Annotated in this window: 21 protein-coding genes; 15 read left to right on the plus strand and 6 right to left on the minus strand. The window is 72.2% G+C overall.

Annotation, left to right across the window (positions count from 1 at the left end; all coding sequences use genetic code 11):
• Positions 1 to 105 precede the first annotated feature (105 nt).
• On the minus strand, positions 106 to 1,041 hold the full coding sequence (locus tag ACH4D5_RS09585; RefSeq protein ID WP_398300316.1) for a lipase family alpha/beta hydrolase: 936 nt from the start codon (positions 1,039 to 1,041) through the stop codon (positions 106 to 108).
• 422 nt (positions 1,042 to 1,463) lie between these two features.
• On the opposite strand from ACH4D5_RS09585, the gene ACH4D5_RS09590 reads away from it, so the two are divergent.
• The gene (locus ACH4D5_RS09590; protein ID WP_398300317.1) at positions 1,464 to 1,874 is read left to right on the plus strand and encodes a cobalamin B12-binding domain-containing protein; all 411 of its coding nucleotides are present in this window, start codon (positions 1,464 to 1,466) and stop codon (positions 1,872 to 1,874) included.
• Between the two features lie 62 nt (positions 1,875 to 1,936).
• Here the strand turns inward: ACH4D5_RS09590 and ACH4D5_RS09595 are convergent, their stop codons facing one another.
• Complete coding sequence (locus tag ACH4D5_RS09595) at positions 1,937 to 3,550, minus strand: DUF5691 domain-containing protein (RefSeq protein ID WP_398300319.1); 1,614 nt, start codon at positions 3,548 to 3,550, stop codon at positions 1,937 to 1,939.
• Positions 3,551 to 3,666: 116 nt separating this feature from the next.
• On the minus strand, positions 3,667 to 5,019 hold the full coding sequence (locus ACH4D5_RS09600; RefSeq protein WP_398300321.1) for an SWIM zinc finger domain-containing protein: 1,353 nt from the start codon (positions 5,017 to 5,019) through the stop codon (positions 3,667 to 3,669).
• A gap of 153 nt (positions 5,020 to 5,172) precedes the next feature.
• Between ACH4D5_RS09600 and ACH4D5_RS09605 the strand changes: the two genes are divergently transcribed.
• The 7 genes from ACH4D5_RS09605 to sucD all read left to right on the plus strand — a co-directional run bounded on the left by ACH4D5_RS09605 (position 5,173) and on the right by sucD (position 14,651).
• Complete coding sequence (locus ACH4D5_RS09605; RefSeq protein WP_398300323.1) at positions 5,173 to 6,297, plus strand: AAA family ATPase; 1,125 nt, start codon at positions 5,173 to 5,175, stop codon at positions 6,295 to 6,297.
• A complete protein-coding gene (locus tag ACH4D5_RS09610; protein WP_398300325.1) occupies positions 6,294 to 8,855 on the plus strand; it encodes a DUF5682 family protein in 2,562 nt (853 codons plus the stop codon). The genes ACH4D5_RS09605 and ACH4D5_RS09610 overlap by 4 nt, the downstream gene beginning before the upstream one ends.
• Before the next feature lie 199 nt (positions 8,856 to 9,054).
• Complete coding sequence (locus ACH4D5_RS09615) at positions 9,055 to 10,224, plus strand: VWA domain-containing protein (protein ID WP_398300327.1); 1,170 nt, start codon at positions 9,055 to 9,057, stop codon at positions 10,222 to 10,224.
• Between the two features lie 651 nt (positions 10,225 to 10,875).
• Entirely contained in the window at positions 10,876 to 11,211 is a 336-nt protein-coding gene (locus ACH4D5_RS09620; protein WP_398300328.1) for a hypothetical protein, read from the plus strand.
• A gap of 139 nt (positions 11,212 to 11,350) precedes the next feature.
• Positions 11,351 to 12,211: a hypothetical protein gene (locus tag ACH4D5_RS09625; RefSeq protein ID WP_398300330.1), complete on the plus strand. Its 861-nt coding sequence runs from the start codon at positions 11,351 to 11,353 to the stop codon at positions 12,209 to 12,211.
• Between the two features lie 355 nt (positions 12,212 to 12,566).
• On the plus strand, positions 12,567 to 13,745 hold the full coding sequence (sucC, locus tag ACH4D5_RS09630; protein ID WP_398300332.1) for an ADP-forming succinate--CoA ligase subunit beta: 1,179 nt from the start codon (positions 12,567 to 12,569) through the stop codon (positions 13,743 to 13,745).
• Positions 13,746 to 13,766: 21 nt separating this feature from the next.
• A complete protein-coding gene (sucD, locus tag ACH4D5_RS09635) occupies positions 13,767 to 14,651 on the plus strand; it encodes a succinate--CoA ligase subunit alpha (protein WP_398300334.1) in 885 nt (294 codons plus the stop codon).
• A 210-nt stretch (positions 14,652 to 14,861) separates the two neighbouring features.
• On the opposite strand, the gene ACH4D5_RS09640 is transcribed toward sucD, so the two are convergent.
• A complete protein-coding gene (locus tag ACH4D5_RS09640) occupies positions 14,862 to 16,034 on the minus strand; it encodes a helix-turn-helix domain-containing protein (RefSeq protein ID WP_398300336.1) in 1,173 nt (390 codons plus the stop codon).
• A 150-nt stretch (positions 16,035 to 16,184) separates the two neighbouring features.
• On the opposite strand from ACH4D5_RS09640, the gene ACH4D5_RS09645 reads away from it, so the two are divergent.
• Positions 16,185 to 18,044 carry a DUF6350 family protein gene (locus ACH4D5_RS09645; RefSeq protein WP_398300338.1) on the plus strand — a complete coding sequence of 620 codons (1,860 nt, stop codon included), beginning with the start codon at positions 16,185 to 16,187 and terminating at the stop codon, positions 18,042 to 18,044.
• Between the two features lie 52 nt (positions 18,045 to 18,096).
• Here ACH4D5_RS09645 and ACH4D5_RS09650 read toward each other — a convergent pair whose 3' ends face one another.
• Complete coding sequence (locus tag ACH4D5_RS09650) at positions 18,097 to 18,960, minus strand: hypothetical protein (RefSeq protein ID WP_398300340.1); 864 nt, start codon at positions 18,958 to 18,960, stop codon at positions 18,097 to 18,099.
• Between the two features lie 276 nt (positions 18,961 to 19,236).
• Here ACH4D5_RS09650 and purN point away from each other — a divergent pair, with 276 nt between their 5' ends.
• A complete protein-coding gene (purN, locus tag ACH4D5_RS09655; RefSeq protein WP_398300342.1) occupies positions 19,237 to 19,875 on the plus strand; it encodes a phosphoribosylglycinamide formyltransferase in 639 nt (212 codons plus the stop codon).
• Positions 19,872 to 21,467, plus strand: coding sequence for a bifunctional phosphoribosylaminoimidazolecarboxamide formyltransferase/IMP cyclohydrolase (gene purH, locus ACH4D5_RS09660; RefSeq protein ID WP_398300344.1), 1,596 nt, complete (start codon positions 19,872 to 19,874; stop codon positions 21,465 to 21,467). Before purN ends, purH begins: the two co-directional genes overlap by 4 nt.
• 119 nt (positions 21,468 to 21,586) lie before the next feature.
• On the opposite strand, the gene ACH4D5_RS09665 is transcribed toward purH, so the two are convergent.
• Positions 21,587 to 22,327 carry an RDD family protein gene (locus ACH4D5_RS09665; RefSeq protein ID WP_398300346.1) on the minus strand — a complete coding sequence of 247 codons (741 nt, stop codon included), beginning with the start codon at positions 22,325 to 22,327 and terminating at the stop codon, positions 21,587 to 21,589.
• Between the two features lie 254 nt (positions 22,328 to 22,581).
• On the opposite strand from ACH4D5_RS09665, the gene ACH4D5_RS09670 reads away from it, so the two are divergent.
• From ACH4D5_RS09670 to ACH4D5_RS09685, 4 genes are all read left to right on the plus strand, one after another.
• Positions 22,582 to 23,436 carry a bifunctional methylenetetrahydrofolate dehydrogenase/methenyltetrahydrofolate cyclohydrolase gene (locus ACH4D5_RS09670; protein WP_398300348.1) on the plus strand — a complete coding sequence of 285 codons (855 nt, stop codon included), beginning with the start codon at positions 22,582 to 22,584 and terminating at the stop codon, positions 23,434 to 23,436.
• Between the two features lie 19 nt (positions 23,437 to 23,455).
• Positions 23,456 to 23,944, plus strand: coding sequence for a DUF3017 domain-containing protein (locus ACH4D5_RS09675; protein ID WP_398300350.1), 489 nt, complete (start codon positions 23,456 to 23,458; stop codon positions 23,942 to 23,944).
• Positions 23,945 to 24,213: 269 nt separating this feature from the next.
• The gene (locus ACH4D5_RS09680) at positions 24,214 to 25,401 is read left to right on the plus strand and encodes a sensor histidine kinase (RefSeq protein ID WP_398300351.1); all 1,188 of its coding nucleotides are present in this window, start codon (positions 24,214 to 24,216) and stop codon (positions 25,399 to 25,401) included.
• Positions 25,398 to 26,111: a response regulator gene (locus tag ACH4D5_RS09685; RefSeq protein WP_398300353.1), complete on the plus strand. Its 714-nt coding sequence runs from the start codon at positions 25,398 to 25,400 to the stop codon at positions 26,109 to 26,111. Before ACH4D5_RS09680 ends, ACH4D5_RS09685 begins: the two co-directional genes overlap by 4 nt.
• The last annotated feature ends 18 nt before the right edge of the window (positions 26,112 to 26,129 follow it).

Genomic DNA, 26,129 nt, shown 5'->3' on the forward strand with positions numbered 1-26,129 from the left:
GGGGACTGTGGGCACAGCCTTGGCTCTGCGTTCGAGGTTCGTTCGATAGAGGTGGGGGTGAACGGGGGTGTGGGGGCGGGATGTGACGGGTGAGGTGGGGCCGGGTCAGGCGACCGTCAGTCCGCCCGGTGCGCTCTTGGCGTCGGCTCCTGGATTCGCCAGGTCGAGTGCCTGGCGTATGCCGTTCGCGACGGCGGGGTGCACCGGCAGCGCGAGATGACCGATGCCGGTCACGCGGACGTTCTGCGCGAGCAGGTCGGGGTGGTCGACGCAGGCCGTCTCCAGCGGGTCCATGATCTGGTCCAGGTCGCTCCAGAAACTCACGAACTGCGTGCGGCAGTCCGGTGCCGGCTCCTTGAGTTCCTGGATCACGTCGGAGCCCGGACGCATCTGCCGGACGATCGGGTGGGCGTCCGCGAGCGGTACGACGCGGGTGCCGGCGTGCGGGGTGCCGAGTGTGACCAGCGTGCGTACGCGTGCGTCACCGTCGAGCCGTTGTGCGTAGTAGCGGGCGATCAGGCCGCCGAGGCTGTGCCCGACGATGTCCACCCGGGCGTGTCCCGTGCGTTCGCAGATCTCTTCGATGTGGCGGCCGAGCAGCTCGGCGGCGACGCGGATGTCGCAGGTCAACGGAGAGTAGTTGAGGGTCTCGACCCGGCGGCCGTGTTGGGAGAGCGCGCGGCGCAGCAGTACGAAGACGGAGCGGTTGTCGATGAAGCCGTGCAGGAGCAGGACCGGAGGCCTGCCGTCCGGGGGGAGCCGGGGCGCGCCGGGGGGCGGCTGGACCGGGGCCGGCCTGCGCTCCTGGGCGATGCCCGAGGGGTAGAGGAGCAGGTGGCCCGTGAGGATCGTCAGCTCCAGCGCGGTCGCTTTCAGCAGGGCCCCGGAGAGGCCGGCCACTTTGGCCGGCAGGGCGGGGAGGGATGGGAGGGGCAGGAGGGACGCAAGTGCCGGGAGTGGGGTCAGGCCGAGGATTTTCGGCAGCAGCGAACCGAGTGGACGAAAGGGGCGGGCCCCCGCGTGGGCTTTCGTGACCGGCATCGTCGACCTCCCGTTTGGCGCACGGAAGGGAGGCTCTGTCCCCCGTGTGCCCTAGGGGGAGTCGTGGTCGAGGAGTCGGCTGTGCGATGGCGATCCCGGCCACCGCCCTGCGGTGACTCCGTGCCCCCGTTGCATCGCCGATGCGCGGTGTCACCACGCCGTGCGGCTGCCGGCGCGGTGGCCCGGCGTCTCGTTGCGGCTCCCCTCGCGCCTGGTCCGGATGCGGAGCGTGAACCCCTGGGTTACGGACGGGCGCGCAGCGAACGTGTCCCACGTGTGATTTCCCCCTCGCTCTCCACCGCGAAACTGCCGCTTGCGCGATGCTGGGGATAACGTTCGTTCACTTCCCCGGCCGGTGCGGTGCGGGGTATCTGTGCCGGGACAGACTTTGTCGGTACGGATATCGGTACATGGAGGCAGTGATGGGTGTGGCAGCCGGGCCGATCCGCGTGGTGGTCGCCAAGCCGGGGCTCGACGGGCACGATCGCGGGGCCAAGGTGATCGCGCGGGCGTTGCGTGACGCGGGTATGGAGGTCATCTACACCGGGCTGCACCAGACGCCCGAGCAGGTGGTGGACACCGCGATCCAGGAGGACGCCGACGCGATCGGCCTCTCCATCCTCTCCGGAGCGCACAACACGCTGTTCGCGCGCGTGTTGGAGCTCTTGAAGGAGCGGGACGCGGAGGACATCAAGGTGTTTGGTGGCGGCATCATCCCGGAGGCGGACATCGCGCCGCTGAAGGAGAAGGGCGTCGCGGAGATCTTCACGCCCGGGGCCACCACCACGTCGATCGTGGAGTGGGTTCGGGGGAACGTGCGACAGGCCGTCTGAGGCATTCCCCGTCGCCCGTCTGCCGTGGTCGGCGTCATATCGGCGCATCGTCTCGGTGGACGTCATGGCGGCGGGGGGAGTTCGTCGCGTATCGCCGCGCGGAGGCGCAGGGTGGTGACCAGGCGCTGGAACGCTTCCGACCAGTAGCTGCCCGCGCCGGGTGACGCGTCCTCCGCTTCGTCGGGGACCGCGGTGAGCGCTTCCAGACGGACCGCCTCGGCCGGGTCCAGACAGCGTTCCGCCAGGCCCATCACTCCGCTGAAGCTCCAGGGGTAACTGCCCGCGTCGCGCGCGATGTTCAGGGCGTCCACCACGGCCCGGCCGAGCGGGCCGGCCCAGGGCACCGCGCAGACGCCGAGCAGTTGGAACGCCTCCGACAGGCCGTGTGCCGCTATGAACCCCGCCACCCAGTCCGCGCGCTCGGCGGCAGGCATGGAGGCGAGCAGTTTGGCCCGCTCGGCGAGGGACACGGCGCCCGGACCCGCCGCGTCGGGTGAGGCGGGGGCGCCGAGCAGCGCTCTGGACCAGGCGACGTCACGCTGGCGTACGGCCGCGCGGCACCATGCGGCGTGCAGTTCGCCCCGCCAGTCGTCGGCCACCGGGAGCGCCACGATCTCCGCCGGGGTGCGGTTGCCGAGCCGGGGCGGCCAAGTGGCGAGCGGGGCCGATTCCACGAGCTGGCCGAGCCACCAGGAGCGCTCGCCCCGGCCGGTGGGGGGCTTCGGGACGACGCCGTCCCGCTCCATGCCCGCGTCGCACTCGTGCGGCGCCTCGACGGTGAGGGTCGGCGTGCTCGATGTGTGGTCGACGGCCACGCAGGAGGCCGCGCGTGCCGACATCCGGCCCGCCAGGGCCGATACGGGGAGCGCGGACAGCAGTTCCGCCGCTGTGGAGCGGACGTTGCGACTGCGGTCGGTGAGGGCCTGCTCCAGGAAGGGCTCGTCCACGGCGGAGAGGCCCGTGCGCAGCGAATCGAGGAACATCAGACGGTCCTCCGCCCGCTCCGTCGACCAGGTGGAGGTGAGCAGATCGAGGGCCATGCGGGCGTCTTCCGCGCGCAGCGCGGTGAGGAGGGCCACGCGCTCGGCGAAGAGGCCCTCCTCCCAGAGCTGCCTGACTCTCTGTGCGTCGTCGGTGGACGGGAGCGCCACGCCGCCTCCCGGGGTGGCGCGGAGTGCGAACTTCCAGTCGGGGTTCAGGCGGGCCAACCAGAGAGCTCTCGGGCCCGCGAAGGTGAGTGCCTGGGGGCGCAGGTCCGTGCGGCCGCGGGCCGCGTTCAGGAGCGCGGGCAGGAGCTCCGGTGGTGCGCCGTACCCTCGCGCGTTGGCCAGGGCCAGCCACTGGGGCAGGAGCTCCATCAGATCGGGTGCGGCCCCGCGGCGGCCGCCGCTGCCGGTGCCGGGCTGGTCGGCGAGGAGCGTCGCGAGCCTGCGTCGGGCCGCGGGCGGCACCTGGGGCCTGGGATCGTCCGCGGCGGGCTCGGGCGGCGTGGCGGCCGCGGCCGGGCGCAGGCCCGCCCTGCGGCGCACCGTCTGCACCGCCGCCGCGTCCAAGAGGGCGAGTGGTGCCTCCTTGCCGGAGGCGTGAAGGGCGGGCGGCAGCGCGCGGCGGTCGGTGCCCAGCAAGGCTGCCGTGACCAGGTCGTCCCAGGCGGGGGCGGGGCTTGGAGTAGGCATGCGTGTCTCCTGGTGTGCGTGTGTCCCCTGGTGTTGTGCGTGTGTCTCCTGGTGTGCGGTTGCCCTCTGGTGTCTGTTTGCGCTCTCGTGTGTGTTCGCGCTCTGGTGTGCGGTCGTCAGCACAGCGACACCGGCTCTCGTGAGTCCTTCTGCCAGGCCGTGAGGGGTGTGAAGCCTTGATGGCCGCACTCGCCGAACACCGTCAGCGGTGCGCCTCCGGACAGGGAGACCAGACGCCACAGTCCTGGTCTGGACGTGGCGGCTGGGGACAGGGGGAGGGCGGTGGTGCCCTTGGAGTCCGTCAGTTGCCAGGAGCCTTCGTGCGGGGTCGGTATCACCTCGGAGAGCGTGACCGGCCAGGACTCCAGCCATGGGTCTCCGCGCAGCGCCTCGCCGTAGCGGACGGTGGCCTCTTCCGTACGTACGCCCGGGGGGCGGTGTGCGGTGGGGGCCGGGGCCGCGAACTGTTCGCCCAGGTCCGCGCGCGGCTGGGACGCGCCCGGATAGGCGGTCACCTCGGCGTCGAGCGCGAGGCCCACGGGGAGGGCGAGTGTGGGCGCGCGGCCCGCGGCGCCGTACGAGAGAAGGAGCGCGGTGCGGCCGGATTCCGTGCCGTATAGCCATATGCGGCGTGTGGTGAGTCTGCTGTCAGCCGTGTCGTACTGCGCGAGGACCAGCCAGTGGTCCCGCAGCGGCGGGCCCTCCGGGTGCGCGGGCAGGCCGACGTGCGAGCGGACCGTGGCCGCCAGGTCGGCAGGCAGCCGGTCGCGGTGGAGCCAGCCCTGGTCGAGGAGGTGGAGCAGCGCGCACTCCTCCAGCAGGCGCGCGGGCCAGCCGGGGCCGGAGGACGGGATCGCCCCCAACTCCCTGACGCGCGCCGCGAGTCCCGGCGCCTGCGCGTCGACCATGCGGGCGGCCGTCTCCTCCCACGCGCCGTACCCCGCCTGCTCGGCCGAGGCGGTGCCGCCGCGGAGCAGGTCGGACAGGCGCTGCTCCAGCTCCGACGCCCCCGCGGTGATCCGCTCGGCCCGCTTCTCCGCTCTTTTACGCGCCGCCTCCGGGTCCGCCGAGGTCGCGGACGCCGCGGGCGAACTCCGCTTCTCCTCGGCCTTCTTGCGCCGTGACTTGAGCCATTCCTCGGCCCAGGGCGGCGGGTCTCCGCCTTCCGGCACGGTGCCGTCCGCGCCCGCCCAGACCAGCAGCAGCCCCAGCGCGTGCTTGCACGGGAACTTGCGGCTCGGACAACTGCACTTGTACGCCGGGCCCGCGGCGTCCGCGATGTCGACGACCGTCTGATACGGCTTGCTGCCACTGCCCTTACACAGCCCCCACACCGTCCCCTCGCCAGAACTGCCCGCCTCCGACCATGGGCCGGCGACGCCGAGTTTGCTTCCCGCCTTGCGCGACGGGGCGTCAGGAGCCAGTGCCAGCACCTGATCCGCCGTCCAGCGCACCCCCTGCTGAGTCATGTCTCGAAGGTAGGCGCAGCCACTGACAATCGACCCGGCGACAGGCGTTTGCGCAGGTCAACGGTGCGCGAAGGGTGATTGTCAGTGGCGTGGTGCACCGTGGAGTCATATCCGGGCCAGACGCGTCCGGACGAGCTGGAGGGGGATCGCTCCATGACCGTTTCCGTCGACTCGACGACGTCCGCGACCGCGAATCCGTCGGGTGCCCTGCGGCCGCACGCCGAGCAGGCCTTCGCCGCCGAACTGGCCGCGCTCGCCGCGCAGGACGACCGGCCGAGGCCGCAGCGGTGGAAGCTCTCGCCGTGGGCCGTCGCCACCTATCTGCTCGGCGGCACCCTGCCCGACGGCACAGTGATCACGCCGAAGTACGTGGGGCCGCGACGCATCGTCGAAGTCGCCGTCACCACCCTCGCCACCGACCGCGCCCTGCTGCTGCTCGGCGTCCCCGGCACCGCCAAGACATGGGTGTCCGAGCACCTCGCGGCCGCCGTCAGCGGCGACTCGACCCTGCTCGTCCAGGGCACCGCGGGCACACCGGAGGAAGCCATCCGGTACGGCTGGAACTACGCCCAGCTACTCGCGCACGGCCCCAGCCGCGACGCGCTCGTGCCCAGCCCCGTGATGCGGGCGATGGCGGAGGGCATGACGGCACGCGTCGAAGAGCTGACCCGCATCCCCGCCGACGTGCAGGACACGCTGATCACGATCCTGTCGGAAAAGACGCTGCCCATCCCGGAGTTGGGTCAGGAGCAGCAGGCCGTGCGCGGCTTCAACCTCATCGCCACGGCCAATGACCGCGACCGCGGGGTCAACGACCTGTCGAGCGCCCTGCGCCGCCGCTTCAACACCGTCGTCCTGCCGCTGCCCGAGAGCGCCGACGCCGAGGTCGACATCGTCTCGCGCCGCGTCGACCAGATCGGCCGCTCCCTCGACCTGCCCACGGGTCCCGAGGGCATCGACGAGATACGCCGTGTCGTCACCGTCTTCCGCGAGCTGCGCGACGGCGTGACGGCTGACGGGCGTACGAAACTGAAGTCGCCCAGCGGCACGCTGTCCACGGCCGAGGCGATCTCCGTCGTCACCAACGGGCTCGCGCTGGCCACGCACTTCGGGGACGGCGTCCTGCGTCCCGGCGATGTCGCGGCCGGCATCCTCGGCGCCGTCGTGCGGGACCCGGCGGCGGACCGCGTCATCTGGCAGGAGTACCTGGAGGCGGTCGTGCGGGAGCGCGACGGGTGGAAGGACTTCTACCGCGCGTGCCGCGAGGTGAGCGCATGACGAGGGCGCTGGAACCGCTGCTGCTCGGGGTGCGGCACCACGGGCCGGGCTCCGCGCGTGCGGTGCGGGCGGCGCTCGACGAGGGGCGGCCCGACGCCGTGCTCGTGGAGGGACCGCCCGAGGCCGACGCCCTGGTGCGGCTCGCCGCCGACGAGGGGATGCGGCCGCCGGTGGCGCTGCTCGCACATGTGGTGGACGAGCCGGGGCGTTCGGCGTTCTGGCCGCTCGCCGAGTTCTCTCCGGAGTGGGTTGCCATCAAGTGGGCGCTGGGGCATGGGGCGACGGTGCGTTTCATCGACCTGCCCGCGGCTCACTCTCTGGCGCTGCGTACCGAGGCGGAGGAGGGAGGCGAGAAGGCGCCGCTGGGGGAAGAGGGAGGCGAGAAGGCGCCGCGAGGGGAAGAGGCAGGCGCTGAGGTGCCGCTCGGGGAGGAGGGCGGTGGGGAGGACAGGAGCGCGGGGGACGTGCGGATCGACCCCATCGGCGTCCTCGCCGAGACCGCCGGGTACGACGACCCCGAGCGCTGGTGGGAGGACGTCGTCGAGCACCGGGGGGCGGACGGTGACGCGTTCGCGCCGTTCGAGGCGCTGGGTGACGCGATGGGGGCGCTCCGCGAGGCCTACGGGGACGGCGGGCACGACCGTGACCTGGTGCGTGAGGCGTACATGCGGCTCCAGGTCCGCGCCGCGCAGAAAGAGTTCGGGGCCGAGCGGGTCGCCGTGGTGTGCGGGGCCTGGCACGTCCCTGCGCTGCTGCGGAAGGTCACCGTGGGCGCCGACCGGGCGCTGCTCAAAGGGCTGCCCAAGGTGAAGGCCGAGATGACGTGGGTGCCGTGGACCCACCGCCGGCTCTCCCGCGCCAGCGGTTACGGCGCGGGGATCACTTCCCCAGGCTGGTACGGGCATCTGTTCAGCGCGCCCGACCGGCCCGTCGAGCGGTGGATGACGAAGGTCGCGGGGCTGTTGCGCGACGAGGACATGCTCGTCTCGTCCGCGCACGTCATCGAGGCGGTGCGGCTCGCCGACACGCTGGCCGCGATGCGGGGGCGGCCACTGGCCGGGCTGACCGAGACGACCGACGCCGTGCGCGCGGTGATGTGCGAGGGCTCTGATGTGCCGCTCGCGCTCGTGCACGACAAGCTCGTCGTGGGGGACGTGCTGGGCGAGGTGCCCGAATCGGCGCCCGCCGTGCCGCTGCAGCGGGACCTCACACGGCTGCAGCGCGCGTTGCGGCTCAAACCAGAAGCGGCAGAGCGGGAGTTGGAGCTCGACCTCCGCAAGGAGACGGACGCCGCGCGCAGCAGACTGCTGCACCGGCTGCGGCTGCTCGGCGTGCACTGGGGGGAGCCGGCGGCGTCCCGGGGGAGCACGGGGACGTTCCGGGAGACCTGGCGGCTGCGGTGGGAGCCGGAGCTCTCCGTGCGGGTCGCCGAGGCCGGGGTGTGGGGGACGACGGTCCTCGCCGCTGCCACGGGCAAGGCCTCGTCCGACGCGGTCGACGCGCGGGCCCTCGCCGACGTCACCGCGCTCGCCGAGCGGTGTCTGCTGGCCGAGCTGCCGGACGCCCTGCCCGTGGTGATGCGGGTACTGGCGGACCGCGCGGCGCTGGACGCGGACGTCGGCCACCTCGCGCAGGCGTTGCCCGCGCTGGTGCGGTCCCTTCGGTACGGGGACGTCCGGGGGACCGGCACCGAGGCTCTCGGCGGGGTGGCCCTGGGGCTCGCCGAGCGGATCTTCGTGGGGCTGCCGCCCGCGTGCGCGGGGCTGGACGCGGAGGCGGCCGTCGAGATGCGGGGGCACGTCGACGCCGTTCACGGGGCGGTGGGGCTGCTCGGCGACATCCGCCCGGGCCCGACCGGGGGGCCGGGGCCTCGGCCCTCGGCGCCCGGCGCCGTGGACGCTGCACACGCGGTGGCGGGACGGGGGGTGCGGGAGCGCTGGCACTCCGTGCTTCGGGTGCTGGGGCAGCGGGACACCGTCGCCGGGGTCGTGCGGGGGCGGAGCGTGCGCCTGTTGCTGGACGCAGGCGTGTTGGGGGACGAGGAGGTCGCTCGGCTCATGGAGCTCGCGCTGTCCCGGGGGAGCGCGCCCGCCGAAGGTGCGGCCTGGATCGAGGGGTTCGTCGGAGGCGGATCCGGCGGCGGGATGCTGCTGGTGCACGACGAGCGCCTGCTCGGCCTGGTCGACGACTGGCTGAGCGGGGTGTCGGACAGCGCCTTCACCGACGTACTGCCGTTGCTGCGGCGCACTTTCTCGGCGTACGAGCCGGGGGTGCGGCGGACGTTGGGCGAGCTGGTGAGACGCGGGCCGGCGGGGGCCGGCGCCGGGAGCGGACCTCTGAGCGGGGCAGGGGGAGGCCTCCCCGGGTTCGCCGACGAGGTCGACGCGGCACGCGCGGACGCTGTTGTGCCGATCGTGCACCTGCTGCTGGGCCTGTCGACGGAGGCACAAACGGAAGCGGAGGCGGAAGCGGAAGGGGGAGCAGAGGTGGAGGGGCGTGTGGTGACGGGGGCCGCGGCGGGGGTCAGCGGTGACGGCTGTGTGGGGGTGGCGGGGTGAGTGGGGTGGCTGGGGTGGCTGGTGCTTGGTGGGGACAGTGCTGACGGGGCCGCGGCACGGGGCGGCGGTGACGGCTGTGTGGGGGTGGCGGGGTGAGTGGGGTGGCCGATGAATGGCTGGGGTGGCTGGTGCTTGGTGGGGACAGTGCCGACGGGGCCGCGGCAAGGGTTGACGGCGACGGTTGTGTGGGGGTGGCGGGATGAGTGGGGCTGCTGATGAGCGGTTGCGGCGGTGGCGGCTTGTGTTGGGCGGGGGTGGCGCCGACGGGACGGGATGTGCGCTCACCGGCCAGGACGCGGCGATGGACGGTGCGCTCTCCGCGCTGTACGGGGGAGGGGGCGAGAAGGACGGCCGGGGGCGGGAGCGTTCGGCGGGGCTCGGGGCGTCGGCACCGTCCGTGGCGCGCTGGCTCGGTGACATCCGGACGTACTTCCCCTCGTCCGTCGTCCAGGTCATGCAGCGCGACGCCATCGACCGGCTGGGGCTCTCCGCGCTCCTCCTGGAGCCGGAGATGCTGGAGGCCGTCGACGCGGACGTGCACCTGGTCGGCACCCTGCTCTCGCTCAACAAGGCCATGCCGGAGACGACCAAGGAAACCGCGCGTGCCGTCGTGCGCAAGGTCGTCGAAGACCTGGAGAAGCGGCTCGCGACACGGACCCGTTCCACGCTCACCGGGGCCCTCGACCGCAGCGCCCGCGTCAGCAGGCCCCGCCACCACGACATCGACTGGAACCGCACGATCGCGGTCAATCTCAAGAACTACCTGCCCGAGTACCGGACGATCGTCCCCGAGCGGCTCATCGGGTACGGGCGGGCGTCCCAGTCCGTGAAGAAGGAGGTCATCCTCTGCATCGACCAGTCGGGGTCGATGGCCGCGTCCGTCGTCTACGCCTCCGTGTTCGGGGCCGTGCTCGGGTCCATGCGGTCGCTGAACACACGGCTCGTCGTCTTCGACACGAACGTCGTCGACCTCACCGACCAGCTCGACGACCCGGTCGACGTCCTCTTCGGTACGCAACTGGGTGGCGGGACCGACATCAACAGGGCGCTCGCGTACTGCCAGTCGCAGATCACCCGGCCCGCCGACACGGTCGTCGTCCTCATCAGCGACCTCTACGAAGGCGGCATACGCAACGAGATGCTGAAGCGGGTCGCGGCGATGAAGGCGTCCGGAGTGCAGTTCGTGACGCTGCTCGCGCTCTCCGACGAAGGGGCTCCCGCGTACGACCGCGAGCACGCGGCGGCGCTCGCGGCGCTGGGCGCGCCGGCCTTCGCCTGCACGCCGGACCTCTTCCCGGAGGTGATGGCTGCGGCGATCGAAAGGCGCCCTCTTCCCATACCGGACACGGCAGCGGGGAACGGGACATGAGCAGGCATCGGTGACAGCGGGCTTGCGCGACGGCGTGCGTGCCGTGCGAGTATCTACGCGCCTCGCCCACCCTCTCAGAGGACCTTTCCCGCCTTGACCTCGGTTTTCGCTGTTTCCGCGGACGTTCCGTCCGGTGCCGCTGTGCGCTTCGTGCGTGCTGTGGCCGGTCGGCGTGGGCTGCAAGTGGCCCTGCTGCTCGGTGGGCTGCTCGTCCTCGGGTTCCTCTTCGGGGAGCGGGCGCACGCGGCGGACGGTCTTCCTGTCGGTGACGCCGGGCAGGTGCGGGGCGGGCAGGCTGTTCAGCAAGTTCAGCAAGTTCAGCAAGTCCAGCGGATTCAGCCGGTTCAGCAGGCTCAGCAAGTTGTGCCGGATCGGCCGGTTCGGGAGATTCAGCAGGTTCTGCCGGACGAGCAGGTTCGGTCGCTGCGGGAGGCGGAGCCTGTTCGCGCGGTGACGCGGGCTGTTCCGGAGCCCGTCGTACGCCATGTCGTACGGCCAGTTGCCCGTCCCGTCGTACGGCCTGTCGTACGGCCAGTTGTACGGCCTGTCGTACGTGTTGAGCCTCCGGAGTTGCTTCCCGAGCAGGCCGAGTCGGTTCGGTCGGACGAGCCCGGGCATCGTTCTGAGGCAGCGGAGTCGGCGTCGGCTCCCGTGGGGCCCCGTGTCGATGCCTCGTACCTCTCCGGCCTCTCTGGTCTCTCGTACCTCTCCGGCTTCTCCGAGAACCGGCACCCCGGCACCGAGCCGGACGGCCGCGACGCAGCGCACGGTACGAAGCACGTGCCGCCGCCCTTCGCGCCGGGGCACCCCGGTGGCCAACTCGGCAACGCGACCGTGGGCGAGGGCAGTTCCTCGCGCCACGGTGATCTGCACGCCGCCGCGTTCGGCAGCCGCGCGCCGGTGCGGTTGCAGGCCGGGCCCGGGGTTCCCGCGGACCCCGCGCCGACCCGTGACAGACAGCGGGACATTCCCGAATTCCCCGGCTAGGGCAGCCCTTTCCCCGCGACGACCTGCCGCGCGGGGGCGGTACAGGTCTGCCCTCCGGTCACCGGACATCTCCGGAAGCACCGGGTTCACAGCCGGAGCTCGTGAGTCAGAGCTCGAATTCGAAGGATCCGACGCAAGCATGAACAAGAACATCCGCCGTTCCATCGTCATAGCCGCCGGTGTCACGGGTGCCTGGGCACTCGGTTCCGCCGTCGCCAGCGCCGACGAGCTGCCCCAGCACTCCATCGCGCTGCCGGACCAGGCGTCCGACGCCGTCGGGGACAAGGTCGAGAACCAGGTCCAGGACAAGGTCCAGGACAAGGTCGAGAACAAGGTCCAGGACAAGGTCCAGGACCAGGTCGAGAACAAGGTCCAGGACCAGGTCCACGACCAGGCCCAGGACAAGGTCCGAGACGACCTCCCCAACTCCACCGACGACATCGACTACCTCTTCGGCCCCCTCTCCACCTTCGCGCACACCACGGGCCACGCCCAGGACACCGCCACCCCCATCGCCGACGAGACCGCCGCAGCCGTGCTGCCGCCTGTTGCCGCCACCGCTGTCGACGGTGCCGTGCCGGTCGCGGGGCAGGCCGCCGGGGACGCGTCGGAGCTGGCGCAGGGTGTGGTCGGTGACGTGCGGCCGTTCGCCGGTGGGGTCGTCGGTGAGGTTCCGCCGTTCGCGGAGGCGGTCGTGGGTGAGGACGTGCGCCCGTTCGCGGACGGTGTCGTCGGCTCGGCCACGCCGCTGGTGCGGACCGTCGCCGACCAGGTGCGGCCCGTCGTGCAGGGGGTCGGCGACAGCACGGGCGGCCTGGCGCAGGGTGTGACGGGTGATGTCCGGCCCTTCGCGGGTGGCGTCACCTCGCAGGTCCAGCCGTTCGCGCGGGACCTCGCCGGAACCGTCGCCCCTGACACACGGGACCTCGCGGGCAACGCCGTCACCGGAGTCCGGGGCGTCACCGCGGACGTGACACCGAGCTACCTGCACACCAGCTGACCGCTGAGCAGCTGACCGGCTGACTGGCCGACTGGCCGACTGGCTGATCGGCTGATCGCTGGAGCAACGGGAGCAAACGGGCGGTCCCTGGCGCAACAGGGGCCGCCCGTCGGCACGTCCGCCGGTACTTCGCGGCCGCGATCTGTGACCGTCATCACCGCCCAAATGTGATCTGCGATTTAGGGACCCACGGCCTGCGGCGATAACCTGCGAGACGGACATGCCGCGTACTGGACTCCGTCCTACGCCTCCCTTGTGACAGCGCAGTCACGTTGCCCTCCGCGGCACGCCCATGCAGACAGCTGACACCAATGCAGCAGATCGCAGCGAGATCACGGATAAGGGACGGACGCGCGTGGACCTGTTCGAGTACCAGGCGAGGGACCTCTTCGCCAAGCACGGTGTACCGGTGCTGGCCGGTGAAGTCATCGACACGCCTGAGGCGGCGCGCGAGGCCACCGAACGACTGGGTGGCAAGTCGGTCGTCAAGGCGCAGGTGAAGGTCGGCGGCCGCGGCAAGGCCGGCGGCGTGAAGCTGGCGGCGAACCCGGACGAGGCCGTCGCTCGCGCGACGGACATCCTCGGCATGGACATCAAGGGCCACACGGTCCACAAGGTGATGATCGCCGAGCTGTCCCCGGAGATCGAGGCCGAGTACTACGTCTCGTACCTCCTCGACCGCACCAACCGCACCTTCCTCGCCATGGCGTCGGTGCAGGGCGGCATGGACATCGAGGAGGTCGCGGAGAAGACCCCCGAGGCCCTCGCGAAGGTCCCGGTCAACGCCGTCGAAGGCGTGAACATCGAGAAGGCCCGCGAGATCGTGGCCGAGGCGAAGTTCCCGGCCGACGTGGCCGAGGGTGTCGCCGAGGCCATGGTGACCCTGTGGGAGACCTTCGTCGCCGAGGACGCGCTCCTCGTCGAGGTCAACCCGCTGGTCAAGACCAAGGACGGCCGCATTCTGGCCCTGGACGGCAAGGTCTCGCTCGACGAGAACGCCGACTTCCGCCAGGCCGACCACGAGGCGCTCGAGGACAAGGACGCAGCCAACCCGCTCGAGGCTGCTGCCAAGGCCAAGGGCCTCAACTACGTCAAGCTCGACGGCGAGGTCGGCATCATCGGCAACGGCGCCGGTCTGGTCATGTCGACGCTGGACGTCGTCGCGTACGCCGGTGAGGCGCACGGCGGCGTGAAGCCCGCCAACTTCCTCGACATCGGTGGCGGCGCCTCCGCCGAGGTCATGGCGAACGGCCTGGAGATCATCCTCGGCGACTCGGACGTCAAGTCCGTCTTCGTCAACGTCTTCGGTGGCATCACCGCGTGCGACGAGGTCGCCAACGGCATCGTGCAGGCCCTGGAGCTGCTCGCCTCCAAGGGCGAGAAGGTCGAGAAGCCGCTGGTCGTGCGCCTCGACGGCAACAACGCGGAGCTGGGTCGCAAGATCCTGAGCGACGCCAACCACCCGCTGGTGCAGCGTGTGGACACCATGGACGGCGCGGCCGACAAGGCCGCCGAGCTCGCGGCCGCGAAGTAAGGGACGAGGGAAAGAACAGCCATGGCTATCTTCCTCAACAAGGACAGCAAGGTCATCGTCCAGGGCATGACCGGTGCCACGGGCATGAAGCACACCAAGCTCATGCTGGGTGACGGCACGAACATCGTCGGCGGCGTGAACCCGCGCAAGGCCGGCACGTCCGTCGACTTCGACGGCACCGAGGTACCGGTCTTCGGCACCGTCAAGGAGGCCATGGAGAAGACGGGCGCCAACGTCTCCGTCCTCTTCGTGCCGCCGGCCTTCTCCAAGGCCGCCGTCGTCGAGGCGATCGACGCCGAGATCCCCCTCGCGGTCGTCATCACCGAGGGCATCGCCGTCCACGACTCCGCCGCCTTCTGGGCGTACGCGAAGTCGAAGGGCAACAAGACCCGCATCATCGGCCCGAACTGCCCCGGTCTCATCACCCCGGGCCAGTCGAACGCCGGCATCATCCCGGGCGACATCACGAAGCCGGGCCGCATCGGCCTGGTCTCGAAGTCCGGCACGCTGACGTACCAGATGATGTACGAGCTCCGTGACATCGGCTTCTCGTCGGCCGTCGGCATCGGTGGCGACCCGGTCATCGGCACGACGCACATCGACGCCCTCGAGGCGTTCGAGGCCGACCCCGACACCGACCTGATCGTGATGATCGGTGAGATCGGCGGCGACGCGGAGGAGCGCGCGGCGGACTTCATCAAGGCGAACGTGACGAAGCCGGTCGTCGGCTACGTCGCGGGCTTCACGGCGCCCGAGGGCAAGACGATGGGCCACGCGGGCGCCATCGTCTCCGGCTCCTCCGGCACCGCGGCCGCGAAGAAGGAGGCCCTCGAGGCCGCCGGCGTGAAGGTCGGCAAGACGCCGACCGAGACGGCGAAGCTGGCGCGCGAGATCCTGGCGGGATGACTCCGTCGGTTTAGCAGTGGTTGAAAGTGGGCCCGCACCTCATGCGCATGAGGTGCGGGCCCACTTTTCTTCTTTGGGGCGGGTTCGGCTGCGGGTCGGTGGGGGCTTGGCGCGCAGTTCCCCGCGCCCCTAAATACCGGCCCGGTGGGGGCTTGGTGCGCAGTTCCTCGCGCCCCTGGGATGTTCCCCGCGCCCCTGGGATACCGGCCCCTACGGCAGTTGGGGGGTCAGGCGGGGGTTGCCGGTGGTTAGTTCTGCTCGGAGTTTTTCGCGGAGGGTGGTGTCCTCGTACGAGAGGGGGCCCGGGCCCATGCGGGGTGGTACGCCGTTGATGGCGGTGCCGGGGGCCTGTGGTGGTTCGTACTGGGTGGGTGCGTTCCGCAGGGTCAGCGCTGTCGCGCCGACGATCAGTGCCGTGAACGCGATGGCGGCGCGCGTCCAGAAGCGGGCGCGGTACTCGCTGCCGGTCCTGACCCGCTCCGCCTTGGGCAGCCGCAGCGCCTCGGCCCCGGCGACCTCCATCAGGCGCCGGTGCAGCACTTCGGGGTCCGCCAGTTCGGGCATCTGTTCGGCGACCGTCTCGCGCGCGTGCAGCAGGCGCTTTGCGGTGGCCGGTGTGCTCGCCTCCGTCTCGGCGGCGGTCTCCGGCAGGTCGAGGCCGAGGCCGTCGTAGAGCATCAGGGTGCGGCGCTGCGCGGGCGGCAGGCTCAGGAGTACGTCGAGGAAGGCGCGGTCGGCCGCCGACGCGGGCAGGGCGTCCGGGTGGCGTTGGCCTGGTCGGAAGCGGTGCCAGGGGGACATCGCGTACTCGTACGCCGCCGCGCGCACCCACCCCGCCGGGTCACGGTCGACCGCCACCTCGGGCCAGCGCTGCCACGCCAGCTGGAAGGCCCGCTCCACCGACTCCTGTGCGAGGCCCCGCCGCCCGGTGAGCAGGTACGTCTGGCGTACGAGACCGGGGGCGCAGTAGGCGCAGAGGGCGTCGAAGGCCTGGGCGGGGCTGTGGTCGCGCGGGCCGGGGAACGGGGGCGCGGCCGTCGTCGTCACCCGGAGCGGCTGGGGCTGGGGCTGGGTTGGGGGAGCGGTGCCGGTCGTGGGGGCGGTGGCTGCCACCGGTGCGGGGGTGCGTGCCGGGGTGCGTGCCGGGGTCCGCGACTTCGGCCCGCGCTTGGCGGCCGACGGGGTGGCCCCCGCGTTCAGGAGCTTCACGTACGCCTCACGCTTGCGGCCCCGCGGCGCGGTCCGGCCCGTTTCCCACGAACGGACCGTTTCACGGGTGACGCCGATCTTCGCCGCGATGTCGGCCTGGCTCAGCGACTTCGCCTCGCGCAGCCTGCGGCGTTCCTTGGGGGACGGCAGAGGCGTGGCAGGGCTCTGGGGCATGTCGGACTCTCCGCACCGTGGGCCGACGTACGGCGGGAGGCCGGGCGCGGCTGCCCGCCGTACGAATAATTACATAAACGTATATTGGGCGACACATCCGGTATTCGCCTGTTACGGGAAGAAAGCGCGTGTCGTTGGCAGCATGGCCGCGTGACCCAGACGTTCGATCACCACGCCTCGTCGCCGCCCGCCGAGCCGCCGCGCACGCGGGCCCGCGATCGTTCGCCCGGACTGGCCACCTGCGCGCTGGGCGGGGCCGTCGCCGCGGGTTTGGGGCTCGGCGCGTTCGCTGTGCTGGTCATCATGTTGTGGATCAGCTCGCCGTACCCGGACAGCGGACCCGACGGCGCCCTGCACGTCGCCGCGGGGCTCTGGCTCTTGGCGCACGGCACGGAACTGATCAGGACGGACACGCTCTCGGGCGCACCCGCGCCGATCGGTGTGACGCCGCTCCTCCTCGTCGTCCTGCCGGGCTGGCTGCTGCACCGGGCGGCGCGCGACGCGGCGTCCCCCGAGGGGCGCGGGCACGCCGGGCAGACGGCGTGGTGCGGGGTGGTGGCCGGCTATCTGCTGGTCGGCGGGGCCGCGGCCCTGTACGCGGCGGGCGGTGCGCTGCGGCCCGACTGGCTCAGCGCGGTCGTGCACGTGCCGGTGTTCGCGGTGGGCGCAGCCGGGCTCGGGGTGTGGACGGCGCGCGGCCGGCCGTGCGGGCCGCTGCCGGGAGTCGTGCGCCGCCCGCTGGCCGCGCTTCCCGAGGGGGTGCGGGTGGCTCTGCGCGCCGCGCTCGTACGGAGCTTCCTCGCCCGCCGCCGTGCGGTGGCCGTCACCCGGGCCGGGATGGCGGGAGCGCTGGTGCTCGTCGGCGGTGGCGCGCTGCTCGTCGCGGTGTCGCTCGTGCTGCGCGCCGGGTTGGTGCAGTTGTCGTTCACGCAGGTCACGGACGTGTGGTCGGGGCGGCTCGCGGTGCTGCTGCTGGCCCTCGCCCTCGTGCCGAACGCGGCGGTGTGGGGCGCGGCCTACGGCCTCGGGCCCGGCTTTACCCTCGGCGCGGGCTCCGTCACGAACCCTCTCGCGGCGGGCGCGGCGCCGCTGCTGCCGCCCTTCCCGCTGTTCGCGGCGGTGCCGCCGACGGGGCCGGGGTCACCGCTGACCTGGTCGGCCGCGGTGGTACCCGTGGCGGCGGGGTGCGCGGTCGCGTGGTGCACGGTCCAGGCGGCGGCGCCCGCCTTCGGGGAGCGGGACGAGGCGTGGCCGCCGGGGCGGACGGCTGTGTGTGCCGCGATGGCGGCGGTGGTGTGCGGGGCGGTCATGGCGGTACTCGCGGCGCTCGCGGGCGGTCCGATGGGCGTGGCGGTGCTCGCCGAGTTCGGACCGGTGTGGTGGCAGGTGGGGGCGGCGGCGCTCGGCTGGACGCTCCTGGTCGGGGTGCCGGTGGCGCTGGTCCTGCGGGCGTGGCGGCTGAGGCGGCCCTCTGCGCGGCGGCCTTTCGTGCAGCGGCCCTCCGCGAAGGTGCGACGGACGTGGCTGCCCCGGCCGACGATGCCTCCGCTGCGGCTTCCGTGGCCGGGGCGGTCGGGGTCCGGGCACGGCGGGGCGCGGGAGCCGTCGGAGGCTCCTGACATGCCGGGTCCGGCGGACCCGCTGGAGCTGACTGAACTGCCCGGACTGCCCGGACTGCACGGGCTGCCTGAACCAACGGAAGCCCCGGAACCGCCGGAACTGCCGGAGCTGTCGGAACCGCTGCGATCGTCGGCCCCACAGGACCCGCTGGCCCTACAGGACCCACCGGCCCCACAGAACCCACCGGACCTGTCAGCCCCACCGGCCTCCCCCAACCCCCCAAGGCCACCAGAACCCCCCAAGCCGCCCGAAGCCCCCCACCCCCCGAGCCCCACCTGGCAAGCCGACGCCGCCCGCGAGGCCCGCTGGCAGGCGCTGAAGGAGGAGGGAGAGCGCCTCTGGGAGCGTCGCCCCCCGCCCCCGGGCCAGAGCCGCAGCACCGACAACTGACAACTAGCTGATCGGCTGACTGACTGGCTGACTGGCTGACGAGTCGTCGCCGCTAGTCGTCCTGCTCGCCCAAGAGCGGTCGCAGCTGCTTCGGCAGCAGGTCCTCGCAGGACTGCTTCGACGTGCTGGTGAGCGCGTCGTCCACGCACGTGTAGTAGTCGCGGTACACCAGCTGCGCGGTGAACGTGGCCGCCACCATGACGAGCGCGAGCCCACCCGTCACCAGGCCGCTGATCGCGGCGGTCGTCTGCGGCCGCGTCGATGCCGCCGCGGGGTCGCTCTTGGACCGGCCGGCCGGAGCGGGCATCCCGGGTGCGGCAGGAGTAGCAGGAGTGGCAGGCGCGGCGGGCGTACCCGGCGAGGCCGCCGTCGCAGGCGCCGGTGCCGTCGGATCCGGCGTCCGCGGCTTCGCGCGCAGCGACTGGACCGCCCACATCACCGCCAGCGCGCCGAGCAGCAGCGCGACGTACCGCCAGCCGAACAGCGCGAAGAAGAAGCCCCACATGCCGGAGAGCAGGGCGTAGCGCGCGCGGCGCTGGGCCGGGTCGGTCGGATCCCAGCGCATGCCGCCACCGCCACCGCCGGACCCCGAGGGGCCTTCCTTGCCGGGGCCGTTCTGCTGGTCCTGGCCCTGCCCGGGGCGCTCGCCGAAGCCGCCCTGGGAGCGGCCGGGCTGGCGGTCGCTCCACTGGCTGCCCCAGGGGGAACCGTGGCCCCCGCCCGAGTCCTGGTCGTCCGGCGCGGAGTCGCCGGAGGGACGGCGCGGCTGCCACGGCCGGTCCGGGGTCCCCTCCGGCGGCGGCGCGAAGGGGTTGTCGTCGTCCTTGCCCGTTCCCTGGGCACCCGGGCCCCGGGACTCGGGTCCCTGGGATTCCGGGTCCTGCGGCGGAGACGAAGGGCGGCTACGGTCCGGCATCAGGTGTGCGTCTTCCCCTTGGTAGGGCCGTGGTGGAGCCGTCGTGCGACGGCTCGGCAACTCGGCATTCTTCGGTATTCAGGCGCCTTTCCCCCAGACGCTACCTCCCGCCCGCGCCCCCGTCCCGTGAGGGGCGGTTCCGGGTGCCGGTATCGTTGCTGGCGGTCGGCCGCTTCGTAGGGTTCCCCGTATCGAGGGGCCCGAAGCCTTTGTACGACCGTACAAAGACGCAAAGACGCGCCTTCCAGGACGCATCCTCCGAGAAAGGGCCCCGCTGTGGCCAAGAGCGCTGTGGTCGCGCGCCCCAAGCGCCTCGTCGTGCTGGTGTCCGGGTCGGGCACGAACCTTCAGGCCCTGATCGACACGATCCACGCCGAGGGGGCCGAGCGCTACGGCGCCGAGATCGTCGCGGTCGGCGCCGACCGCGACGGCATCGCGGGCCTGGAGCGCGCCGAGCGCGCCGGGATCCCGACCTTTGTGTGCCGGGTGAAGGACCATGCGACGCGCGACGAGTGGGACACCGCGCTCGCCGAGGCGACGGCCGCGTACGGACCGGACCTGGTGGTCTCCGCCGGGTTCATGAAGATCGTGGGGAAGGCGTTCCTCGCGCGCTTCGGCGGGCGGTTCGTGAACACGCACCCCGCGCTGCTGCCCAGTTTTCCCGGGGCCCACGGCGCGCGCGACGCGCTCGCGTACGGCGTGAAGGTCACCGGCTGCACCGTCCACTTCGTCGACGACGGCGTCGACACCGGACCGATCATCGCCCAGGGCGTGGTCGAGGTCCGGGACGAGGACGACGAGAGCGCTCTGCACGAGCGCATCAAGGAAGTCGAGCGCACGCTGCTCGTCGATGTCGTGGGGCGTCTGGCCCGGCACGGCTACCGCATTGAGGGACGAAAGGTTCTTATCCCGTGACCGCCGAAGCTACGAACACCGCGAACGCCACAGGCACCGACGGCACGCAGCGCCCCGTCAAGCGCGCGCTCGTCAGCGTCTACGACAAGACCGGCCTGGAAGAGCTCGCGCGCGGGCTGCACGAGGCGGGCGTCGAACTCGTCTCCACCGGCTCGACGGCCGCGCGGATCGCCGCCGCCGGAGTGCCCGTCACCAAGGTCGAGGAGCTGACCGGCTTCCCTGAGTGCCTCGACGGCCGGGTCAAGACCCTGCACCCGAAGGTCCACGCGGGCATCCTCGCCGACCTGCGTCTGGCGGACCACCGCCGCCAGCTCGACGAGCTGGGCGTCGAGCCCTTCCAGCTCGTCGTCGTGAACCTGTACCCCTTCAAGGAGACCGTCGCCTCCGGTGCCACGCCCGACGAGTGCGTGGAGCAGATCGACATCGGCGGCCCCTCGATGGTGCGTGCCGCCGCCAAGAACCACCCGTCGGTCGCGGTCGTCACCGACCCGAAGCGGTACGCGGACGTCCTCGCGGCGGTCAAGGCGGGCGGCTTCGACCTGACCGCGCGCAAGCGGCTCGCGGGAGAGGCGTTCCAGCACACGGCGGCGTACGACGTCGCGGTCGCCGGTTGGTTCGCCGACGGCTACGCGGCCGCCGACGACAGCGGCCTCCCCGGTTTCCTCGGCGCCACGTACGAGCGCGAGAACGTGCTCCGTTACGGCGAGAACCCGCACCAGGGCGCGGCTCTCTACGTCGACGGCACGGGCGGCCTCGCCGAGGCCGAGCAGCTGCACGGCAAGGAGATGTCGTACAACAACTTCACGGACACGGACGCCGCGCGCCGTGCCGCGTACGACCACGACGAGCCCTGCGTCGCGATCATCAAGCACGCCAACCCGTGCGGCATCGCGATCGGCGCGGACGTCGCCGAGGCGCACCGCAAGGCGCACGCCTGCGACCCGCTGTCCGCGTTCGGCGGCGTCATCGCCGTCAACCGCCCGGTGAGCAAGGAGATGGCGGAGCAGGTCGCCGACATCTTCACCGAGGTCATCGTCGCGCCCGGGTACGAGGACGGCGCCCTCGAAGTCCTCACCAAGAAGAAGAACATCCGCGTGCTGCGCGCCCACCGGGCGCCGTCGAACGCGGTCGAGGTGAAGCAGATCGACGGCGGCGCGCTGCTCCAGGTCACCGACCGCCTTCAGGCCGAGGGCGACGACCCCGCCAACTGGACGCTCGCCACGGGCGACGCCCTGAACGAGGACGAGCTGGCCGAGCTGGCGTTCGCCTGGAAGGCGTCCCGCGCGGTCAAGTCCAACGCGATCCTGCTCGCCAAGGACGGCGCCTCCGTCGGCGTCGGCATGGGCCAGGTCAACCGCGTCGACTCCGCGAAGCTCGCGGTCGAGCGGGCGGGCGAGGAGCGGGCCCGGGGTTCGTACGCCGCGTCCGACGCGTTCTTCCCCTTCCCCGACGGCTTGGAGATCCTGACCGCCGCGGGCGTCAAGGCCGTGGTCCAGCCGGGCGGTTCGGTCCGCGACGAGCTGGTCGTCGAGGCCGCGAAGAAGGCGGGCGTGACGATGTACTTCACGGGGACGCGGCACTTCTTCCACTGATACCTGCTGATACCCACCGGCCGAGGCCGCTGATACCGAGCTCGACAACGGCGAAGGCCGCGCCCCCTCGTATGAGGGAGGCGCGGCCTTCGCCGGTGGTGGCAACTGCCGTGCGTACGTCAGTTGTTGGACCGCTGGATCACCATCGTCTTGGCCGCCTTGTCGTGCCAGCCCTGCTGACGCCCGCTCTTGTCCCAGAACGGCGACAGGTAGACGAGCAGCGAGCCGATGCCGCAGGCCAGCGAGCCCACCAGCGGAATGATGTAGCGGACGAAGGCAGCGCCGATGCCCGGCTTCTGGCCGCTCTCCGCGTCGATGACGCGGATACCCACGGCGAGCTTGCCGAGCGTGCCGCCGACCATGGCCGTCATCAGCCACTCGTAGAGCAGACCGACGACCGCGAGGGCGCCTATCACGGCGCCGAGGGACCCCATGATGTCGGTGCTCGCGTCGTTCATGCAGCTGTCGTACGCGGCCGAGCCCGGGTCGCAGTCCGCTGCCTCGCCGATGGCGCCCGCGGCGCCGACGACGAGGAGGACGATGTAGATGAGCGTGAAGGCGACACCGTCGATCGCGCGGGCACCGAACCGGCGGCCCATGGACGCGACCGTCGGACCGCCGCCCTGGTAGCCGTAGCCACCGCCGGGCTGCTGCGGGTACGCGCCGTAGGGAGAGGCCGGCTGCTGCGGGTAGCCGTAGCCCTGCTGCGGGACGCCGCCCGGGGCCTGCTGGGGGTAGCCGTACTGCGGCTGGCCCGGCGCCTGGCCGTAGCCGGGCTGGCCCGGAGCCTGGCCGTAGCCACCGGGCTGGCCCTGGGGCTGCTGCTGGCCGTAGGGGTTGTTCGGGTCGCCGAAACTCATGGCGGATTTCCTCCGTTGTTCACTGCGGGGACGACGCGGTGCGACCGGAGGAAAGAGGTGCTGCTGAGCGGTTTGCCCCCCGACACTGCCCGCGGCATGGCCCGGGCCATGGTTCTCAATGGGCCGCCTTCCTGTCCAGTCGGCCACGCCAGGTGTTGTGCAAGTGCAACCTCGCTGATCAGTGGGTGAAGCGGCGGGACGGCAGGGGGCGACCTGATTGGTACCGGGCGGGCCTCATCCGGGAAGATGGAGCCATGACCGCCCAGATTCTCGATGGCAAGGCCACCGCAGCCGCGATCAAGTCCGAACTGACCGCCCGCGTGGCGGCCCTGAAGGAGAAGGGCGTCACGCCCGGACTCGGCACCGTCCTGGTCGGCGACGACCCCGGCAGCCAGAAGTACGTCGCGGGCAAGCACCGCGACTGCGCGCAGGTTGGCATCGCCTCCATCCAGCGTGAACTGCCCGCCACCGCCTCCCAGGAGGAGATCGAGGCAGTGGTCCGCGAGCTCAACGAGGACCCCGCCTGCACCGGCTACATCGTCCAGCTCCCGCTGCCCAAGGGCATCGACGAGAACCGCGTCCTCGAGCTCATGGACCCGGACAAGGACGCCGACGGACTGCACCCGATGAACCTCGGCCGCCTCGTCCTGAACGAGCCGGCGCCGCTGCCCTGCACCCCGTACGGCATCATCCGGCTGCTCCGGCAGCACGACGTGGAGATCAAGGGCGCCGAGGTCGTCGTCGTCGGCCGCGGCGTCACCATCGGCAGGCCCATGCCGCTCCTTCTCACCCGCAAGTCAGAGAACGCCACGGTCACCCAGTGCCACACCGGCACCCGTGACCTTGCCGCCCACCTGAAGCGCGCCGACATCATCGTGGCCGCGGCGGGCGTGCCGCACCTGATCAAGCCCGAGGACGTGAAGCCGGGCGCCGCTGTCCTGGACGTCGGCGTCTCCCGCGACGAGAGCGGCAAGATCGTCGGTGACGTCCACCCGGGCGTCGCCGAGGTCGCCGGATGGATCTCCCCGAACCCGGGCGGTGTCGGCCCGATGACCCGCGCCCAGCTCCTGGTGAACGTCGTCGAGGCCGCGGAACGCGCAGCGCGCTGATCGGGAAAGAGGCGAGGTCATGAGCGAGGCCGGCAGCTCGGAAGCCGAACAGGACAGCAGCATCCCGGAGGGCCCCCGGGCCAAGGGCGCGGTCAGCGCGCCGGGCCCGGACGGGCGGCCGCGGAAGGTGTCGCGCCGCTTCCCGCTGTTCACCCGCGACACCGCACGGCCCGAGGGCGGCGGCCGCGCCGCGGCCGGCGACGCACCCGCACCCGCCCGGCAGTGGCCGCTGCTCAGCGTCGTCTCCCTGGTCGGGCTCGGGCTGCTGCTCACCGCGCTAGACGTGTTCCGCGTCGGCACGCTGCTGGTCGGCGTCGCCCTCGTCGGCGGCGCCGTGCTCCGCTGGGCGCTGCCGGACGTGGGGATGCTGGCGGTGCGCTCCCGGTTCACCGACATGGTCACGTACGGGGCGCTGGGCCTCGCCATCGTGCTGCTCGCGATGATGGCGCAGCCCAACCCGTGGCTGGAGATCCCGTTCCTGGACGACACGTTGCACTACACGATCTAGTCGTACGGCGCGTGCCCGCGCGTGACGGTGGCCCGTCCTCCCCCGAGGGGACGGGCCACCGCTCTGCGGACCGGGCGTCCTCCCCCGTGCGATCCCCCGACGGCCGCGGTCCCTGGTTCCACAAACTACGGGCGGGACGCCTGCCGCGTCGTCACGTCCTGGGTTGAACCCGGCCTGCTCCAGGCGCGGTAGGCCTCCGGTTCCTGCAACTTCCGCGGTACCGCCGCTGGTTGACGTTCCGGCGCCCATACGCGCGTTACGCTGCGGCGATGCGGATCCGCCCCCTCGCCGTAGACGCACTCATCGCGGTCGCCCTGACCACGGTGGCCGTGCTGCTCGGGCAGGAGTCCGTCAAGCAGGGCTGGCCCGCGCTCGACCCCGTGGGATACGCGCTGGTGGCGCTGGTCTGCGTGCCGGTCGCCGCCCGGAGCAGGGCGCCGCTCACCGTCCTGGGCGTCGTCCACCTGGCGTGGTTCGTCTACGTCACCGCCGGCTACTGGCCCGTGGTCGGCACCTTCGGCCCCATGCTCACTGTCTACACGGTCGCCTCGCTGTGCCCGCCACGCACCTCCCTCGCCTGCACCGCGCTGACGGCCACCCTCTGGATCTACGCAGGCGCGATCACCGAGGGCTCCTCGATGCCGTCCGTCGTCGGCCAGGCCGTCGGCTTCTCCATCGTCCTCTGGCGCTTCGGGTACGTCGCACGCCGTACGGCGGAACTGGCCCGGCAGTTGAAGCGGGAGCAGGACGAACGCGCCCGGCGCGAGGTCGCCGAGGAGCGGGGGCGCATCGCACGCGAGCTGCACGACGTGGTCGCCCACCACATGTCGGTGATATCCGTGCAGGCGGGCCTCGCGACGTTCGTCTTCGGCTCCGACCCCGCCACCGCGCGCGCCGCGCTCGGCACCATCTCCGGGACCAGCGGCGAGGCGCTCGAAGAGCTGCGCCGCATGCTGCGGGTGCTGCGGGCCGAGGACGGCGAGCAGACCGGCGACGCCCCCGCCGCCCCCATGCCGGGCCTCGCCCGCCTGGACGAGATGGTCGAACGGGTCCGTGCGGGGGGAGCCCCCGTCGAGCTGCGCGTCAGGGGGACGCCCCGGCCGGTGGCGCCGGGCGTGGAGCTCTGCGCGTACCGCGTGGTGCAGGAGGCGCTCACCAACGTACTGAAACACGCCCGGGGAGCGGCGGTGACCGTCGAACTCGCCTACGAGCGGCGGCACATCGAGGTCTCGGTCGTCAATGACGGAGCGGGCGAGGGGGAGGGGGTGAATCAGGACAGAGTACGGACGGGTAGCGGGCACGGCTTGATTGGGATGCGGGAGCGGGCCAAGCTCTACGGCGGGGCGATCAGTATCGGCCCGCTGAGCGAGGGGGGATTCGCCGTGCGACTCACCCTGCCGACCTCGGCGCGCGCCGCGGCGCGGGGGGACGAGGCAGGGGACGGCGCAACGGAATGAGCCGGGTGACTGCATGCATCAGAGTGCTCGTCGTCGACGACCAATTCCTCATCCGTGCGGGGTTGGTGGGGCTGCTGCGCGCCGCGCCGGGCATCGAGGTCGTCGGCGAGGCGGGTGACGGGGACGAGGCCGTGGAGCTCGCCGCGCGGACCTCACCCGACGTCGTGCTCATGGACATCCGGATGCCGGGCATGAACGGCATCACCGCCACCGCGAAGATCCTGCAGCAGGCCGCCGAACCGGCGCCGCGCATCCTGGTCCTGACGACGTTCGACCTGGACGAGTACGTGTACGGGGCGTTGCGCGCGGGCGCCTCCGGGTTCCTGCTCAAGGACTCGGGGCCCGAGCGGCTGCTCGCCGCGGTGGCGGCGGTCGGCGGCGGTGACGCGCTCTTCGCGCCCAGTGTGACGCGGCGCCTCGTCGAGGCGTTCGCCCGGCAGGGGGCGGGGCACGAGGGAGACGGTCTCGAGGGGGCGAAGAGCCGGCGGCCGCCCGACCTCGCGGCGCTGACCCTGCGCGAGGTCGAGGTCCTGAAGCTGATCGCCCGGGGCCTGACCAACGCGGACATCGCGGAGCGGCTCTACATCAGCGAGGCCACCGTCAAGACCCACCTCAACCGCACGATGAGCAAGCTCGACCTGGACAGCAGGGCGCAGGCGGTGGTGGTGGCGTACGAGACGGGGCTGGTCACGCCCGGGGCCGGGGGATGAGCGGGGTCGGGCCGCCGT

The sequence above is a fragment of the Streptomyces sp. NPDC018029 genome (assembly GCF_044327655.1).
GTDB lineage: Bacteria > Actinomycetota > Actinomycetes > Streptomycetales > Streptomycetaceae > Streptomyces.

Excerpts from the sequence above, each read along its gene's own strand:
- ACH4D5_RS09680 (WP_398300351.1), top strand. The coding sequence starts at position 24,214 with ATGCGGATCCGCCCCCTCGCCGTAGACGCACTCATCGCGGTCGCCCTG.
- ACH4D5_RS09640 (WP_398300336.1), bottom strand. The coding sequence starts at position 16,034 with ATGCCCCAGAGCCCTGCCACGCCTCTGCCGTCCCCCAAGGAACGCCGC.
- ACH4D5_RS09590 (WP_398300317.1), top strand. The coding sequence starts at position 1,464 with ATGGGTGTGGCAGCCGGGCCGATCCGCGTGGTGGTCGCCAAGCCGGGG.
- ACH4D5_RS09585 (WP_398300316.1), bottom strand. The coding sequence starts at position 1,041 with ATGCCGGTCACGAAAGCCCACGCGGGGGCCCGCCCCTTTCGTCCACTC.
- sucD (WP_398300334.1), top strand. The coding sequence starts at position 13,767 with ATGGCTATCTTCCTCAACAAGGACAGCAAGGTCATCGTCCAGGGCATG.
- ACH4D5_RS09605 (WP_398300323.1), top strand. The coding sequence starts at position 5,173 with ATGACCGTTTCCGTCGACTCGACGACGTCCGCGACCGCGAATCCGTCG.
- ACH4D5_RS09615 (WP_398300327.1), top strand. The coding sequence starts at position 9,055 with ATGAGTGGGGCTGCTGATGAGCGGTTGCGGCGGTGGCGGCTTGTGTTG.
- ACH4D5_RS09650 (WP_398300340.1), bottom strand. The coding sequence starts at position 18,960 with ATGCCGGACCGTAGCCGCCCTTCGTCTCCGCCGCAGGACCCGGAATCC.
- ACH4D5_RS09610 (WP_398300325.1), top strand. The coding sequence starts at position 6,294 with ATGACGAGGGCGCTGGAACCGCTGCTGCTCGGGGTGCGGCACCACGGG.
- ACH4D5_RS09675 (WP_398300350.1), top strand. The coding sequence starts at position 23,456 with ATGAGCGAGGCCGGCAGCTCGGAAGCCGAACAGGACAGCAGCATCCCG.
- ACH4D5_RS09665 (WP_398300346.1), bottom strand. The coding sequence starts at position 22,327 with ATGAGTTTCGGCGACCCGAACAACCCCTACGGCCAGCAGCAGCCCCAG.
- ACH4D5_RS09685 (WP_398300353.1), top strand. The coding sequence starts at position 25,398 with ATGAGCCGGGTGACTGCATGCATCAGAGTGCTCGTCGTCGACGACCAA.
- ACH4D5_RS09625 (WP_398300330.1), top strand. The coding sequence starts at position 11,351 with ATGAACAAGAACATCCGCCGTTCCATCGTCATAGCCGCCGGTGTCACG.
- ACH4D5_RS09600 (WP_398300321.1), bottom strand. The coding sequence starts at position 5,019 with ATGACTCAGCAGGGGGTGCGCTGGACGGCGGATCAGGTGCTGGCACTG.
- ACH4D5_RS09670 (WP_398300348.1), top strand. The coding sequence starts at position 22,582 with ATGACCGCCCAGATTCTCGATGGCAAGGCCACCGCAGCCGCGATCAAG.
- ACH4D5_RS09595 (WP_398300319.1), bottom strand. The coding sequence starts at position 3,550 with ATGCCTACTCCAAGCCCCGCCCCCGCCTGGGACGACCTGGTCACGGCA.